We start from the raw sequence: 15,390 nt of genomic DNA, 5'->3' as shown, positions 1-15,390 counted from the left end.
GGGCATATTCCATGACCAGAGAGTTGAACGGTGCCTGAATCCACCCCGCACACCGACGAGGCCGTGTCGGCCTCCCCCGCCGTCGAGCAGAGCTCCGGCACCCCGGATCCCCTCACGGAGCAGACCTTCGCGGACTTCGACGTCCGATCCGACATCATCGAGGCCCTGTCCTCCAAGGGGATCGTCCATCCCTTCCCAATCCAGGCCATGACCCTGCCGGTGGCCCTGCGCGGTCGCGACATCATCGGCCAGGCCAAGACGGGCACCGGCAAGACCCTGGGCTTCGGCATACCGCTGTTGCAGTCCGTGGTCTCCCCCGGTGAGGACGATCCCGAGGGCCGCCAGACCGGCAAGCCGCAGGCCCTGGTGGTGCTGCCCACCCGCGAGCTCGCGGTGCAGGTGGCCGAGGACCTCCAGGACGCCTCCGCCACGCGCACGGTGCGCATCCTCACCGTGTACGGCGGTCGCGCCTACGAGCCCCAGATCGAGGCCCTCACCCGGGGCGTCGACGTGGTGGTGGGCACTCCGGGCCGTCTGATCGACCTGATGCGCCAGAAGTACCTGGACCTCTCGCAGGTGCGGGTGGCGGTGCTGGACGAGGCCGACGAGATGCTGGACCTGGGCTTCCTGGAGGACATCGAGAAGCTGCTGCAGGCGGTGCCCACGCAGCGCCAGACCATGCTGTTCTCCGCCACCATGCCGGGGCCGATCCTGGCGCTGGCCCGCCGCTTCATGGTCCAGCCCACCCACATCCGCGCCCACGACCCGGGGGATCTCTCCCGCACCAAGGCCGACATCAAGCAGGTCGTCTACCGCGCCCACCAGCTGGACAAGATCGAGGTGATGGCCCGCGTGCTGCAGGCCCGCGGCCGCGGCCTGACGATCATCTTCATGCGCACCAAGCGCCAGGCGGACCGGGTGGCGGAGGATCTGGCCGCGCGCGGCTTCGCGGCCGCTCCGCTCCACGGCGACCTGGGTCAGGGCGCCCGTGAGCAGGCCCTGCGGGCCTTCCGCAACGGCAAGATCGATGTGCTGGTGGCCACCGATGTCGCCGCTCGCGGCATCGACGTGGACGACGTCACGCACGTGGTCAACTGGAACTGCCCGGACGACGACAAGACGTACCTGCACCGCACCGGCCGCACCGGCCGCGCCGGCAAGAAGGGCACCGCGATCACCTTCGTGGACTGGGAGGACCTGGCGCGCTGGGCACTGATCGCCCGGCAGTTGGGTCTGGAGTCCACCGAGGCGGTGGAGACCTACTCCACCTCGGAGCACCTGTTCAGCGACCTCGACATCCCCGAGGGAGTCAAGGGCACCCTGCCCAAGGAGCAGCGCACCCGCGCCGGGCTGAAGGCGGAGAAGCTGGAGGACCTGGGCGGTCGTGAGCCGGTCCGCGGCGATCGCGGGGACCGCGGCGGGCGCGGAGGCCGGGGCGGGCGTGAGGGCGTCCGCTCCCGCGACGACGAGGTGCTCTCGGAGCGCACCGTCGATCCCTCCGAGCGTCCGCGCCGCAAGCGCAGCCGTTCGCGCACCCGTCGGGTCGACGGGGAGGTCGTCTCCAGCGAGACCACCGGCGGCGAGCAGAAGCGCGAGCAGAGGGCCGAGGGCTCGACCGCGCGCGACGAGGAGAAGCAGGGCAGCGGCCGACCCCGTCGGCGCCGCTCGCGCGGCGGCCGGGGCCGTGGCCGCAGCGGTGGCGGCAGCGCCGGCGGCAGCAGCACCGGCGCGGAGGCTCCCGCGCAGGAGTCCTGACCCGACGAACCGCGCCTGAGAACCGGGATCCTCGCGCTGCCGAGGGTCCCGGTTCTCTGCATCAGCCCGCGACCAGGCCCCAGTCCACGAGAAACGAGCGCACGGCGTCGAAGATCATCTGGGTGGAGATCGCGGCCAGCAGCACCCCGGAGATGCGGGTGACCAGGGTGACCCCGCCCTGGCCCAGCACCCGCGCCACCAGGTCGGAGAACCGCATCGTCAGGTACATGGCCGCGGTCATCAGGATCATGGCGATCACCAGGGCGATGATCTTGGGACCCTCACCACTGGCCTCCTCCACGAACAGCATCATCGCCACGATCGCGCCGGGCCCGCCCAGAAGCGGGGTGCCCAGGGGCACCAGTGCGACGTTCACGCCGTCGCTCGAGGCCATCTCCCCCTCCATGCCCGCCAGCAGCTGCAGGGCCACGATCAGCAGCAGCAGGCCGCCGGAGAACTGCAGGGCGGGCAGGGAGATGTGCATGTAGTCCAGGATGAACCGGCCGAACAGGGCGAAAACCCCGATGATCAGCACGGCCACACCGACCGCGACCATGGCGGCCCGCGACCGCTGCTTCGCGGTCATGGTGCTGGTCAGCGACAGGAAGATGGGGACGATGCCCGGGGGGTCGATGATGACGAAGAGGGTGACGAAGACTCCCGTGAGGAAGCTCAGATCGACCATGTTCACGGACGGATGACCTCTGTGGTGCTCGTGGCGCGATGGGCGATCGCGTCCAGTACATGCGGCTGCGTGAGGTTCTCCCCGAGCCGGTTGGGTTTGCCCGCGCCATGGTAATCGCTGCCGCCGGTGATCAGGAGCCGGTGGGCGCGGGCGAAGTCGCGCAGTCGCGCCCGGGTGCCCGGGTCGTGCTCGCGGTGGTCCACCTCCAGGCCCGCCAGGCCCGCCGCCACCATGGCCTCCAGCAGGCCCAGGGGCAGCTCGCCGTCGCGGGAGACGGAGCCGGGATGGGCGAGGACCGGGACCCCGCCGGCGTCCAGGATCGCTCTGACCGCGACGGTCGGGGCGGGGGCGTAGTAGCGCACGTAGTAGGGCCCGGAGGGGTGCAGGATCTGCTCGAAGGCCTCGGCGCGGTCGCGCACCACGCCGCTGCTGATGAGCGCGTCGGCGATGTGGGGGCGCCCCACGGTGGTGGTCTCCCCCGCCACCTGGGCCCGCACGTCCTGCCAGGTGATCGGGTGGTCGGCGGAGATGGCCTCCACCATGCGCTCGGCCCGCTCGGTGCGGGAGCGGCGAGCGCGGTCCAGCTCGCGCGCCAGGTCGGTGTGCGGGGAGGGGTCCACCAGCAGGGCGAGCACGTGCACGCTGAGGCGCTCGTGCTCGGCGGAGACCTCGATCCCGGGGACCGCGACGACTCCCGTGCGCGCGACGGCCTCGGGCAGCTCCTGCCAGCCGGCCACCGTGTCGTGGTCGGTCAGGGCGAGCGCCGACAGGCCCTCCTGAGCCGCCTGTGACCACAGCTCGTGGACGCTCTGGGTGCCGTCGGACCAGCTGGAATGCGCATGGAGGTCGATGCGGGCGGGGTGAGCGGGCATACGGCCAGCGTAGTGCGCCTCGTGAGAGTATCGGAGGGTGAGCAACGAGAACCCCCACAGCACAGACAGCCCCCTCAGCACCACGACGCCCCAGGAGCGCGGCACCAGCCCCGAGGAGCTCTCCTCGCGCGGCGACACCCGCTCGCAGCGACCCACCAGCGAGGCCTTCCGCGAGTTCATCGCCTCCGGTTGGGACGAGACGGTCCCCGACGCGGAGCGTCTCGAGGCCGCCGCGCACACCCCGGCCCGCCGCGACGCCCTGGTGCAGGCGATCCCCGGCACTCGCCTGGTGCTGCCCGCGGGCGTGCTGAAGGTGCGCTCCAACGACACCGACTACCCCTTCCGTCCGGACACCGCCTTCGCCTACTACACGGGCCTGGGCACCGACGAGGAGCCCGACAGCGTGCTGGTGGTGGAGCCCTCGGCCGAGGATCCTGCCGTCGCCGAGGCCACCTACTTCTTCCGGCCGCGCGCCGGCTTCGACTCGACGGAGTTCTACGCGGACTCCCGCTACGGGGAGATGTGGGTGGGGCGCCGCCCCACCCTCGCGGAGGCCTCCCAGCGCCTGGGCATCGAGGTGCGGCACATCGACGAGCTGCGCGACCACCTGGCCAAGGACGTCGGCGCGAGCCTCTCCCTGTCGGTGATGCCGCAGGTGGACGCAGCCGTGGAGGAGATGGTCCAGGAGATCCGTGAGCAGAACGGGCTCCCCGGCGGGGAGGACGCCCGCCGCGAGTTCGACCGCCTCCAGGAGGTGTCCAGCGAGCAGCGCCTGGTCAAGGACGCCTATGAGATCGCTCAGATGCGCGAGGCGGTCGATGCCACCATCCGCGGTTTCGAGGACGTGGTGCGCCACCTGCCCGAGGCGGTGGGCCACCGCCGCGGCGAGCGCGTGATCGAGGGGGTGTTCGCCCGCACCGCCCGGGCCGACGGCAACGGGGTGGGGTATGACACCATCGCCGCCGCCGGCGACCACGCCTGCACCCTGCACTGGATCCGCAACGACGGCGCCGTGCAGGAGGGCGAGCTGGTGCTGATCGACGCCGGCGTGGAGGTGGACTCCCTGTACACGGCGGATGTCACTCGCACCCTGCCGGTCTCCGGCACCTTCACCCCGACCCAGCGCAAGGTCTACGACGCCGTGCTGGAGGCGGCCGATGCGGTGTTCGCGGTCGCTCGCCCCGGGCTGCGGTTCCGTGATCTGCACGCCACCGCGATGGACGTGGTGGCCCGACATCTGGAGGGCTGGGGGCTGCTGCCGGGCTCGGCCGAGGAGTCGCTGTCCCCGGAGGGTCAGTGGCACCGGCGCTGGATGGTGCACGGCACCAGCCACCACCTGGGCATGGACGTGCACGACTGCGCGAAGGCGCGGCGCGAGATGTACCTCGATGCCGAACTGGTCCCGGGCATGGTGTTCACGATCGAGCCGGGCCTGTACTTCAAGGAGAACGACCTGCTGGTCCCCGAGGAGCTGCGCGGCATCGGTGTGCGCATCGAGGACGACGTCCTGGTCACCGAGGACGGAGTGGAGAACCTCTCGATCGCACTGCCCCGTCGGGCCGAGGAGATCGAGGCCTGGATGGCTACGCTGAAGCCGTGAGCTCCAACCCGCACCAGCGCTTCTACGCCGCCCGTCTCGCCGGCACCGCCGTCTTCGATCCCCTCGGGGACGCGGTGGCGAAGATCCGCGACGTGGTGGTGGTCCCCCAGCCGCGCACCTCGGCCCGCGCGGTGGGCTTCGTGGTGGAGGTGGGCGGCAAGCGCCGGGTGTTCCTGCCGATCACCCGGGTCACCTCCATCAATCCCGGCCAGGTGATCTCCACGGGCCTGCTGAACGTGCGCCGCTTCGAGAAGCGGGCCGGGGAGCTGCTGGTGATCGGGGATCTGCTGGACCGCGTGGTGACCCTTAACGATGGCTCCGGTGAGGCCACGGTGGAGGACATCGCCCTGGACCGCAACCGGCAGCGCGAGTGGGAGCTGTCCCGCCTGCACGTGCGCCGGCTACGCAAGGGTGGCTCGCTGAGCCGCCTGATGTCCCGCGGGGAGACCCTCACCGTGGGGGTGTCCGAGGTGACCGGGCTGTACGGCACGCAGGCGGAGCAGTCCGCCGCGCTGCTGGCGGCCTCCTACCAGGACCTCAATCCCGCGGACCTCGCGGAGATCATGCAGGAGCTGGACGCCAAGCGGCGCATCGAGCTGGCCGGGGAGCTGGCCGACGAGCGACTCGCGGACGTGCTGGAGGAGCTGCCCGAGGACACCCGGGTGGAGATGATCACCGGGCTGGAGGCCAAGCGCGCCGCGGACGTGCTGGACGAGATGGACCCCGATGATGCCGCGGACCTGATGCAGGAGCTGCCGGATGCGGTGGCCGAGAGCCTGCTGGACCTGATGGAGCCGGAGGAGGCGGAGGACGTCCGTCGTCTGCTCGCCTACGACGTGTACACCGCCGGCGGCATGATGACCACGGAGCCGCTGATCGTGGCCCCGGAGACCTCGGTGGCGCACTGCCTGGCGATGATCAGCCGCGAGGAGGTGCATGCGGCACTGGCCTCCACGGTGCACGTGTGCCGTGCACCGCTGGAGACCCCGACGGGGCGCCTGCTGGGCATCGTCCACTTCCAGCTGCTGCTGCGGGAGCGGCCGGACCGCTCGGTGGGAGAGATCCTGGACTCCGACCGCGTGGTGGTCTCCCCGTCGAGCCCGCTGTCGGAGGTCACCCGCGAGATGGCCACCTACAACCTGGTGTCGATCCCGGTGGTGGACGAGAACGGCCACCTGCTGGGGGCGGTCACGGTGGACGACGTGCTGGACCACGTGCTGCCGGACGACTGGCGTGAGCAGGACGAGCCCCCCGTCACCACCGGTCAGATCGACCTGTCCGAGATCGCGCGCGGAACCGAGAGGACGTGACCATGGCCGAGCACACCCCTCCCCCTCTCGACGATCCCTCGCCCCGCCGCTCCCCGCGCTGGCACAACCCCCTGCGCGGCGACGCCTTCGGTCGCGGCGCGGAGGCCTTCGCGCGGATGATGGGCACGCCCGCCTTCCTGGTGGGCATGACGATCTTCTGCGCGGTGTGGCTGACCTGGAACTCGGTGATGCCGGAGTCGGCCCAGTTCGATCCGCGGGCGCTGAACTTCACGCTGCTCACGCTGATCCTGTCGCTGCAGGCCTCCTACGCCGCTCCCCTGCTGCTGCTGGCGCAGAACCGGCAGGACGACCGCGACCGCGTGCAGGCCGAGCAGGACCGCCAGTCCAACGAGCGCAATCACGCCACCACCGACTTCATCACCCGGGAGATCGCCTCGCTGCGCATCGCCCTGAACGACGTGGCCACCCGCGACTACGTCCGCAGCGAGCTGCGGGACCTGCTCGAGGAGCTCGAGGAGGGCCGCGAACGGGAGCAGCAGGACCTCGCGCAGCTGCGCGCCGTGCTGCGCGAGGAGGTCACGGCGGCCCTCGCGGAGCGCTCCGGCGCCGCCCCCTCTGCACAGTCGACCCCTTCCGCCGCGCCGACCCCCTCCGCCCCCTCCACCCACACCGCCCCCTCCACCCACACCGCCCCTGAGGAGCCCGAGCAGCCGTGACCACGCAGCACTCCCATGACGAGCGCGTCGAGAAGATCCGCGAGGCGCTCGGCGGGGTGATGGATCCCGAGATCCACCAGCCCATCACGGACCTGGGGATGGTCGACGAGATCACCGTGGACGCCGAGGGCGTGGCCCGGGTGCAGGTGCTGGTGACCATCGAGGGCTGCCCCATGCGGGACCGCATCGAGCGGGAGACGGCCGAGGCCGCTGCCACCGTGCCGGGCCTGTCACGGGTGGAGGTGGACTCCCGGGCGATGAGCGAGGAGCAGCGCCGCGAGCTCACCTCGCGCCTGCGGCAGGGCCGCCGCCAGATCCCCTTCAACAAGGAGGGCTCGCTCACCCGCATCTTCGCTGTGTCCTCCGGCAAGGGTGGGGTGGGCAAGTCCACCGTGACCGCGAACCTGGCCGCGGCGATGGCCGCGCAGGGGCTGCGGGTAGGGGTGATCGACGCGGACATCCACGGCTTCTCGATGCCCGGCATGTTCGGCATCACCGAGCAGCCCACCAAGGTCTCGGACCTGCTGATGCCGCCGCAGGCGCACGGCGTGGCGGTGATGAGCATCGGCATGTTCGTGCCGGAGGGGCAGGCGGTGGTGTGGCGCGGCCCGAAGATGCACCGAGCGATCGAGCAGTTCGCCTCGGACGTCTACTGGGGCGACCTGGACGTGCTGCTGCTGGATCTGCCTCCGGGCACCGGTGATGTGGCGATCTCGGTGGCGCAGCTGCTGCCGGGGGCGAAGATGCTGGTGGTGACCACCCCGCAGCAGTCCGCCGCCGCGGTCGCCGAGCGCGTGGGGTCACTCGCGACGGCGACGGGCCAGGAGATCGCCGGGGTGGTGGAGAACATGGCCGGGCTCACGCTGCCGGACGGCACGGTGATGGACGTGTTCGGCCGCGGCGGCGGGGACCGGGTGGCGCAGACCCTCGCCGGTGCCGTGAAGCACCCGGTGCCGGTGCTGGGCCGGGTGGCGCTGGAGCCAGCACTGCGCGAGGGCGCGGATGCGGGCGTGCCGCTGGTGCTGTCGGATCCCGACTCCCCGGCAGCGGCGGAACTGATCCGCATCGCGCGTGCCCTGACGCATCAGCCGCGCGGGCTGGGAGGGATGAAGCTGCCGCTGTCGGTCTCCGGAGGGCGCTGAGCCCCGGGGACCGTGCACCGGGCGCTCAGGTGGCCACGGGAGCTCAGGTGGGCACGGGGTCTCAGGTGGCCTCGGGGTCGAAGGGCGCCCGCTTCGGGCCCTCGTTCTTCGTCGCCTTCTTCGAGCCGCCGCCCTTGGAGCTGCGGGAGCTGCTGCGGGAGACGGCCGCCCCGGCGGTCGCGCCACCGGCCACGCTCATGGCCTCCTTGGAGGGCAGGATGTCCTCGATGTCGGTGTCGCCCCAGGCCTCGCGGATGATGCGGCGCGGATCGTACTGGCGCGGATCGTACTTGCGCAGGTCGTCGATGGCGATGCCCATCTCGTCCTCGACCGTGGCGCGGGAGTCCTCCACCCAGCGGCGCACATCGCGCACCCAGCGCACGATGTTGCGGGTGTACTCGGGCAGTCGCTGCGGGCCGATGATGATCAGGAAGATCAGCAGCAGGACGAGGGGCTCCCAACCGCTCAGACCCAGAAAGCTCACGCTGCCACCCGTTCCCGGCCGGCGCTGCGCCGACCTCGCTCGCTCACGCCCGTGCGGCGCGATACTGCCGGTTCATTATGGCAGAGGCGACTGGCCCCCCGGTGCGCGAGGGACGCCGCGCCTGACGTACCCTGAGCTGATCCGTCCCCGAATGGAGGAGACACCGATGGCATCGGGAAAAGTGGCCGGCTGGGCCCACGCCGAGGAGTTCGTCGAGGAGACCGAGCTCTTCGCCGACGAGGGCGTGCTCGCGCGTGCCCGTGAGCGCGGTCACGAGCTGGGCGCTCCCCCGGTGCTGCCGGGCGCGGGCGCGCTGATGCGCCTGCTGGCGGCCTCGGTCAACGCCCGTGCTGCGGTGGAGATCGGCACCGGCAGCGGCGTGGGGTCGCTGTACCTGCTCTCGGGCATGCACCCCGACGGCGTGCTCACCACCATCGACCCTGAGGTGGAGAACCAGCGTGCGGCCCGCGAGTCCTTCGCAGAGGCGCAGATCCGCTCTCCGCGGGTGCGGACCATCGCCGGGAACCCGCGCGAGGTGATCGGGCGCCTCACCGATCACGCCTACGACCTGGTGAGCTTCCCAGCACACCTGCCGCACGCCCTGGACCTGCTGGAGCATGCCCGGCGACTGCTGCGCCCGGGCGGCGTGCTGGTGATCCCGCACGCCCTCTACCACGACCGGGTGGCGGACCCGGCCGCACGTGATGCCACCACCCAGTCGGTGCGGGCGGTGCTGCGGGCGGTCGCGGAGTCCGAGGACCTGGTCTCCGCGCTGACCGGCAGCGGCGACGGCGTGCTGGCGGCGGTGCTGCGTCCCTGACACCTCACGCCTGATCAGCGCCGCCACCGGGATGCACGACGGCCCCGCACCTCGTGGTGCAGGGCCGTTCGTCCGGGCTGGTGCCTCAGGCCTTGATGACGCCCTCGAGGGCGTCGCGCAGAGCCGCGGCCTCCGACGCGTCGATCTCGACGACCAGTCGGCCGCCCCCCTCGAGCGGGACCCGCATGATGATGCTGCGGCTCTCCTCCACGACCTCGAGCGGACCGTCTCCGGTGCGCGGCTTCATAGCAGCCATGGTGTCCTCCTCTAGATGTCGCTGACCCTGGCAGTCAGCGCGCGTACCCGCCCATTATCTCAGGTCTCGGCACCTGGTCCCGCGCGATCGACCTGAGCGGTCCCGGAAGCGGCCGCCCGCCGTCGCCGCCGACGGGGGCCGCGGGGCCTGCGGGGCAGGTCGATCCCCTGCCCCAGGCGGCCCGTGGCGACCAGCACCATCAGCACCGCCACCAGAGCGGCGACGCCCAGCAGGAGCAGCACCATGGGGCTGACAGCGGTCATCGGCCGGTGAACTCCTGCAGCACCGCGAGGGCCTCCTCGGGGGTGTCCACCACGCGCATCAGGTCCACGTCGGTCGGGGCGATCATGCGGCCGTCGGCGACCGCGCCGGAGAGCCAGTCGATCAGGCCCTGCCAGTAGGAGCGGCCCACCAGCACGACGGGGAACATCTCGATCTTGTGGGTCTGCATCAGGCACAGCGCCTCGAACAGCTCGTCGAAGGTGCCGAAGCCGCCGGGCATCACGATGAACCCGCTGGAGTACTTCACGAACATCGTCTTGCGGACGAAGAAGTACCGGAAGTCGACCCCGAGGTCGACGTACTCGTTCAGGCCCTGCTCGTGGGGCAGCTCGATGCCGAGCCCCACGGAGACGCCGCCGGCCTCGCGGGCACCTCGGTTGCCGGCCTCCATGATGCCGGGGCCACCGCCGGTGATCACGGAGTACCCCATGTCCACGATGCCGCGCGCGATCTGGCGGGCGCACTCGTAGTCCGGGTGGCCCTCCCGCACCCGGGCGGAACCGAAGATGGAGAACGCCGGGCCCAGCTCCGCGAGCGCCCCGAAGCCCTCGACGAACTCGGCCTGGATGCGCATCACTCGCCAGGGGTCGGAGTGGACCCAGTCGGCCGAGCCGCCCTTCTCCAGCAGGCGCTGGTCGGCGGTGGTGGTGGGACGCTGGCTGCCGCGGAGGGTCACGGGGCCCTTGCGGTGCGGATCTCGTTCCGGATTCATGGGGGAAGCGTAACGGCCCGCCCCGTCAGCCGGCTGTCGAGGTCAGGAAGCGCCGCAGGGCGGCGAGAGAGGCGTGCAGATCCTCGATCGGGACGTGCTCGTCATCGGTGTGGGCCAGCAGCGGGTCCCCGGGGCCGAAGTTGACGGCGGGGGTGCCCAGGGCGGCGAAGCGGGACACGTCGGTCCAGCCCTGCTTGGCATCGACCCGCACGTCCTGGCCGAGGGCCTCCAGGAAGGCGCGGGCGGGCGCCGTGTCCAGCCCGGGAAGGGCGCCGGCGGCGGCGTCGAACACCTCGATGTCGACATCGAGGCCGGCCAGCACCTCGCGCACATGCGCCTCGGCCTGCTCGATGGTGGTGTCGGGAGCGAAGCGGTAGTTGACGTCGATGCGGGCGCGATCGGGGATCACGTTGCCGGCGATGCCGCCGCTGATGCCGACGGCGTTGAGTGCCTCGCGGAACTCGAGCCCGTCGATGACGGCGCGGCGCGCCTCGTAGGCGGCCAGCCGCTCGAGCACGGGGGCGAGCTTGTGGACGGCGTTGTCCCCCACCCAGTCTCGGGCGGAGTGCGCGGCGATACCGCGGGTGGTGACGGCGAGCTTCATGGTGCCCTTGCAGCCGCCCTCGACCCCGGCGGAGGTGGGCTCGCCGAGGATCGCGAAGTCCCCGGCGAGGTACTCGGGGTGCTCGGCGGCGATGCGGGTGAGGGAGTTGTCGGCCGCGGCGACCTCCTCATGGTCGTAGAAGATCCAGGTGAGGTCCATGGGGGCGGCGTCGGCCTCCACGGCCAGCTTCAGCAGCACGGCCACCCCGCCCTTCATGTCGCAGGTGCCGCGCCCCACCAGCTCCTCGCGGCCCTCGCGGGTGCGGCGCGCGGAGGGGAGGTTGTCGGCCACGGGCACGGTGTCGAGGTGCCCGGCGAGCACCACCCGCTGATCCAGCACGCGGTGGGTGCGGGCGATCACGGTGTCGCCGTCGCGGATCACCTCGAGGTGCGGGGCGTGGGCGCGCAGGGCCTGCTCGACGGCGTCGGCCAGGGCGCGCTCGTTGCCGGAGACGGACTCGATGTCGACGAAGGCGGCGGTCAGCTCGACGATGTCGGCGCGGGGGTCGAGCTCGGGGGTGGTGTGCGCAGGCGCGGGGGCGGTGTGAGCAGGCATGGCTCCATCGTGCCAGGGATCCTCCCTTCCGGGCTCGCCGATGGTGCGGGGCCGCCGTGCTCAGGCCCGGGGCAGTGCTCCCCCGGCCCGGGCCAGCCGCAGGGCGACCGCTTCGGCGTGTCGCAGCAGCTGGGCGCCGGTGCCGGGCTCGGCGGTGATCGCGGAGCCGGGCTGGGCGGTGGTGACGGGCACCCCGATCAGCAGTCGCCTCTCGTACACGGTGCCGTCGGTGCCGATGGGCGCGTACAGTCCCTCCACCGCGATCGATCCGGTCGGCACCCGGCGCCGGGAGCCGCGGGAGGCCCAGGAGTCCTTCTGCACCTCTCCTCGCTCGCGCCAGGCGCCGATCAGGGAGGAGCGGTAGGCGGGCAGGTCCACCGCCGGCAGATGAGCCTCCAGCACGCCGTCGCACCGCACGGCAGGGTCGGTGGCGGTGCCGGTGCCGGCGTGGACCAGGAAGCGCCCGGCCTGCTCGTCGATGTCGATGCGCATGCCGGGGCCGATGAAGCGCACCAGGCCGGCCTCCTCCAGTGCCAGCAGCTGCCGCACCCGCTGAACGGGCGGCCCGGAGGCCCAGGAGGCGAAGGCGTTGCGCAGGTGGCCGTCGATGTCGGCGCGCACGGACTCGGTGGTGTAGGCGCCGAGGTCCTGGAGGCGGTTCACCTGGATGCGCAGGGCGATCAGTGCCCGGTACACCGCCAGCCAGGCCGGATCGGGCGCGGTGGCGGCGCGCAGTGCGTCCCGCAGCACGTCGCGGGTGCGCTGGTGGGCGTGGTCGATGGGGCCACCGCGGCGACCGAAGGGGAACAGCAGGCGCATGATGGCCTCGTCGTCGGCGAGCTCGGTGGCGCCGACGTCCCGCAGCGCGCGACGCAGCTCGGCCAGCATCAGCGGCATCACGTCCCGCTCGTGGTCGACGCCAGCCGGGCGCACCGCCAGCTCGAGCACGCGCTCGCTGGTGAGCACCTGCGGGGTGTACGGCTCGGGCATGGCGGGGCTGAGGTCGGGCTTGGGGCGGTACACCATCCCGGAGCGGGAGCCGACCACCAGCAGCGGCTCTGCTCCGCCGGGCAGGTAGCGCAGGCCCGAGGGCGGCGCATCGGGCCCGCCGGCCTCCTCGAAGCGGCCGCCGGCGAGGTGGGTGAGCATCCCGATAGCGTCGTAGAAGTTCAGGCCCATGCCCTGCACGGCCACGGCCTCGCGGCCCAGCAGGGCCCCGTAGTCCACCTTGAGGGGGTTGGCCGGCCCCAGGTGCACCAGGCCGTGGCGACGCGCCGCCTCGGCGTACTGCAGGGAGCGCGGTGCGGGCGCGGTGGCGAGGTGGCCGAGGGCCAGGGCCACGGCGTCGGCGGTCAGCACACGGCCGTCGTCGAGCCGCACCCGCTGGGGCCCGTCGGGCGGGCCGGCCACGTCGACCGCCTCGGCGCGGTGGCGCACGATCCGCAGCCGGGCGGGGTCGGCGTCGGCCTCAGCGGTCTCCAGCACGTGGGCGAGGTAGCGGCCGTGGGCGGCGCGGGAGGCGAAGTCGGCCGGACCCAGCCCTTCGGCGGCGAGGTGCTCGGCGAGGGTGGTGGTGCGCGTGGTAGGCAGCGCGGCGTGGCACGAGGCATCCGGGTACATGGTGGTCTGGCAGGTGGTGGTGTTCATCAGCAGCACCTCGGACTGGTCGTGCCGCCACACCGAGCCGCCCATGCCGACGTACGGGTCGATCAGGTGGACGACAAGGGGCCCGCCGCTGTCCGGTCCGAAGCCCTGCCAGCCCGGGGCGTTCGAGGCGGCCACCAGGCGTTCGACGACCGCTGTCCCGCGCGGCCCAGCGCCGACGACGGCCACGGTGCGGACGGGGTCGGTGGTGGCGGCAGGAGTCATCCGGTCAGTATCGCGTCCGGCTGCGGGGTGGTGCACATCGTGTGGGCCGGGCGCAACGTGGCCCCGCCGATGTGCACGCGGGCGTGCCGGTCTGGGATCATGTCGCGCATGTGGAACCCTCCCCGCCTGTACCGTCTCGTCGCGATCGCCGAGGTGATCACCTGGACGCTGCTGATCGCCGCCATGATCGGGAAGTACCTGCTGCGGCTCGGGGAGACTGCTGATGCGGCGGTGCGCGTGGCGGGCGGTCTGCACGGGTTCGTGTTCCTGGCGTACTGCGTGACCACGGTGCTGATCGGGGTGGACCAACGCTGGGGCCTGGGGCGTGTGCTGATGGGCCTGGCCAGTGCGGTGGTGCCGTACCTGACGGTGCCCTTCGAGCGGTGGGCTGAGAAGCAGCAGATGCTGGGGGACACGTGGCGGCTGCGGCAGGAGGACGGCCGCGGGCTGATCGAGTCCCTGGCGGCGTTCGCCGTGCGCAGGCCCATCCCGGCGGCACTGATCGCCGTGGTGGTGGTGACGATCGTGTTCGTGCTGCTGCTGCAGGCGGGCCCGCCGTGGGAGTGGTTCGCGTGAGCGTGGGGCGGCACCAGCAGCCCGATCCGCTGCGCCGGGTCGGTCCTTTCGCCCTTCCTCGGACGGCGACGCGCGTGCGAGAGCTGGTGCGGGCGGATCTGCTGCCGGACGAACGGGCCACGGCCGATGCCGCGGTGATGACGGCGTGGCTCTCGCCGGCTCAGCGGGCACGCTACGCACCCTCGCTGCGGGCCGTGGACGACCCGGATGCCTTCGTGGAGCGGCTGGCCGATGAGCGCCGGGTGGTGCTGATGGAGGGCACTGATCCCGTGCCCGGGGAGCTGGAGGACGCCGCGCGTGCCGAACGGGAGGCGCGCCAGACCCCGCTGCGCGTGCTGGAGGGCGTGCTGCTGGTGGGGGCGCTGGCATGCTTCGTGGGGATCGTGCTGCTGAGCATGCGGGCCGATGTCCAGGGGCTGACCAGCACGCCGGAGGGGGTTCCTGAGCTGGCGGCCGCCCTGGTGAGCACCGTGGCGGCGTCGGCGGTGATCGGCGCGGTGGCGACCAGGCGGCGGGATCGCGCGATGCTGTCCTGGGCGGTGAACCGGCCGGGGCAGTTGGGGCGGGGCATCCCGCTGCGCAGCGGTCTGCAGGTGCAGTCGGCGGGGCCATCCCTGGCGCGTTCACTGGGTGCCGCGTCCCTCTTCGCCCTGGGGATCCTCGCGGCGGTGGCCGGCGCGGCCGTGCTGCTGATCACGCTGGTGCTGCGCTCGGAGCAGGACTACACCACCCTCGGGCTGACGCTGCTGGTGGGCGGCGTGGTGGCGTTCCTGCTGTCGGTGCTGCTGTTCCGCTGGTACGCCCGGCGCCTGGAGCGGATCGTGCGCCGCGCCCGCGCGGTGCAGTGGTTCGGCCCCGGCCCTAACTCGCTCGAGGGGCCGTCGGCCGGGCGCGAGGAGTCGCTGCCGGCGGTGCGCACCGGGTCGATGGAGCCCGACTCCACGCGGACCACACCCGCACGGACCACCGGGGCGGTCACCCCGAACGAGGACGCGTCCGAGGAGCCTATGGACTGGCGGGACGAGCTACGCGAACGCTGACACAGCGGCCACCGCGCTTCTGCACCTCCTGCCCCTGCCTCTGCCCCTTTTCGTTGCGGGTTCGTTGCGGGCCCGCATCTGTCGCCTGTTCTGCTGGCTGACGACGCCCGCGGTGCCTTCAGAAGGGTGGGGGTGTGGTGCGGTGGTGGTC

The 15,390-nt window shown here is 72.2% G+C and carries 16 protein-coding genes; 8 read left to right on the top strand and 8 right to left on the bottom strand.

The genetic code is table 11. The annotated features are described in order from the left end of the window. Positions 1 to 30 precede the first annotated feature (30 nt). Positions 31 to 1,755 (top strand): DEAD/DEAH box helicase, encoded by a 1,725-nt coding sequence (locus M4D54_RS08525; protein ID WP_259890964.1) that lies wholly within the window; start codon positions 31 to 33, stop codon positions 1,753 to 1,755. A 61-nt stretch (positions 1,756 to 1,816) separates the two neighbouring features. On the opposite strand, the gene M4D54_RS08520 is transcribed toward M4D54_RS08525, so the two are convergent. Both M4D54_RS08520 and M4D54_RS08515 read right to left on the bottom strand, forming a co-directional pair. Further along, the gene (locus tag M4D54_RS08520) at positions 1,817 to 2,446 is read right to left on the bottom strand and encodes a MarC family protein (RefSeq protein WP_193866881.1); all 630 of its coding nucleotides are present in this window, start codon (positions 2,444 to 2,446) and stop codon (positions 1,817 to 1,819) included. Continuing rightward, a complete protein-coding gene (locus M4D54_RS08515; RefSeq protein WP_193866880.1) occupies positions 2,443 to 3,312 on the bottom strand; it encodes a PHP domain-containing protein in 870 nt (289 codons plus the stop codon). The genes M4D54_RS08520 and M4D54_RS08515 overlap by 4 nt, the downstream gene beginning before the upstream one ends. A gap of 37 nt (positions 3,313 to 3,349) precedes the next feature. Here M4D54_RS08515 and M4D54_RS08510 point away from each other — a divergent pair, with 37 nt between their 5' ends. The 4 genes from M4D54_RS08510 to M4D54_RS08495 are packed head-to-tail and all read left to right on the top strand — an operon-like array spanning position 3,350 to position 8,041. Beyond that, the gene (locus M4D54_RS08510; protein WP_259890962.1) at positions 3,350 to 4,912 is read left to right on the top strand and encodes an aminopeptidase P family protein; all 1,563 of its coding nucleotides are present in this window, start codon (positions 3,350 to 3,352) and stop codon (positions 4,910 to 4,912) included. Continuing rightward, the gene (locus tag M4D54_RS08505) at positions 4,909 to 6,222 is read left to right on the top strand and encodes a magnesium transporter MgtE N-terminal domain-containing protein (protein ID WP_193866879.1); all 1,314 of its coding nucleotides are present in this window, start codon (positions 4,909 to 4,911) and stop codon (positions 6,220 to 6,222) included. The genes M4D54_RS08510 and M4D54_RS08505 overlap by 4 nt, the downstream gene beginning before the upstream one ends. Positions 6,223 to 6,224: 2 nt before the next feature. Next, complete coding sequence (locus M4D54_RS08500; protein WP_259890961.1) at positions 6,225 to 6,899, top strand: DUF1003 domain-containing protein; 675 nt, start codon at positions 6,225 to 6,227, stop codon at positions 6,897 to 6,899. Beyond that, complete coding sequence (locus M4D54_RS08495; protein ID WP_259890960.1) at positions 6,896 to 8,041, top strand: Mrp/NBP35 family ATP-binding protein; 1,146 nt, start codon at positions 6,896 to 6,898, stop codon at positions 8,039 to 8,041. Before M4D54_RS08500 ends, M4D54_RS08495 begins: the two co-directional genes overlap by 4 nt. Before the next feature lie 61 nt (positions 8,042 to 8,102). Here M4D54_RS08495 and M4D54_RS08490 read toward each other — a convergent pair whose 3' ends face one another. Continuing rightward, positions 8,103 to 8,525 carry a twin-arginine translocase TatA/TatE family subunit gene (locus tag M4D54_RS08490; RefSeq protein ID WP_193866876.1) on the bottom strand — a complete coding sequence of 141 codons (423 nt, stop codon included), beginning with the start codon at positions 8,523 to 8,525 and terminating at the stop codon, positions 8,103 to 8,105. 166 nt (positions 8,526 to 8,691) lie between these two features. Here M4D54_RS08490 and M4D54_RS08485 point away from each other — a divergent pair, with 166 nt between their 5' ends. Then, a complete protein-coding gene (locus tag M4D54_RS08485) occupies positions 8,692 to 9,345 on the top strand; it encodes an O-methyltransferase (RefSeq protein ID WP_193866875.1) in 654 nt (217 codons plus the stop codon). An 85-nt stretch (positions 9,346 to 9,430) separates the two neighbouring features. Here the strand turns inward: M4D54_RS08485 and M4D54_RS08480 are convergent, their stop codons facing one another. From M4D54_RS08480 to M4D54_RS08460, 5 genes are read right to left on the bottom strand one after another with little or no spacing between them, the layout of a single operon-like run. Next, positions 9,431 to 9,601, bottom strand: coding sequence for a DUF3117 domain-containing protein (locus tag M4D54_RS08480; RefSeq protein ID WP_193866874.1), 171 nt, complete (start codon positions 9,599 to 9,601; stop codon positions 9,431 to 9,433). Between the two features lie 59 nt (positions 9,602 to 9,660). Then, positions 9,661 to 9,864: a hypothetical protein gene (locus M4D54_RS08475; protein WP_193866873.1), complete on the bottom strand. Its 204-nt coding sequence runs from the start codon at positions 9,862 to 9,864 to the stop codon at positions 9,661 to 9,663. Continuing rightward, a complete protein-coding gene (locus tag M4D54_RS08470; protein WP_193866872.1) occupies positions 9,861 to 10,595 on the bottom strand; it encodes a TIGR00730 family Rossman fold protein in 735 nt (244 codons plus the stop codon). The genes M4D54_RS08475 and M4D54_RS08470 overlap by 4 nt, the downstream gene beginning before the upstream one ends. Before the next feature lie 25 nt (positions 10,596 to 10,620). Continuing rightward, the gene (gene dapE, locus M4D54_RS08465) at positions 10,621 to 11,754 is read right to left on the bottom strand and encodes a succinyl-diaminopimelate desuccinylase (RefSeq protein WP_259890958.1); all 1,134 of its coding nucleotides are present in this window, start codon (positions 11,752 to 11,754) and stop codon (positions 10,621 to 10,623) included. Between the two features lie 60 nt (positions 11,755 to 11,814). Continuing rightward, positions 11,815 to 13,623: an FAD/NAD(P)-binding domain-containing protein gene (locus M4D54_RS08460; protein WP_193866956.1), complete on the bottom strand. Its 1,809-nt coding sequence runs from the start codon at positions 13,621 to 13,623 to the stop codon at positions 11,815 to 11,817. 108 nt (positions 13,624 to 13,731) lie between these two features. Between M4D54_RS08460 and M4D54_RS08455 the strand changes: the two genes are divergently transcribed. After that, positions 13,732 to 14,199 carry a DUF3817 domain-containing protein gene (locus tag M4D54_RS08455; protein ID WP_311199693.1) on the top strand — a complete coding sequence of 156 codons (468 nt, stop codon included), beginning with the start codon at positions 13,732 to 13,734 and terminating at the stop codon, positions 14,197 to 14,199. Positions 14,200 to 14,273: 74 nt separating this feature from the next. After that, positions 14,274 to 15,239: a hypothetical protein gene (locus M4D54_RS08450; protein ID WP_193866958.1), complete on the top strand. Its 966-nt coding sequence runs from the start codon at positions 14,274 to 14,276 to the stop codon at positions 15,237 to 15,239. Positions 15,240 to 15,390: the final 151 nt, after the last annotated feature.

It is taken from the genome of Brachybacterium sp. p3-SID1565 (assembly GCF_025143785.1).
Lineage (GTDB): Bacteria > Actinomycetota > Actinomycetes > Actinomycetales > Dermabacteraceae > Brachybacterium > Brachybacterium epidermidis.
This window is presented reverse-complemented; position numbering and strand designations above follow the sequence as displayed.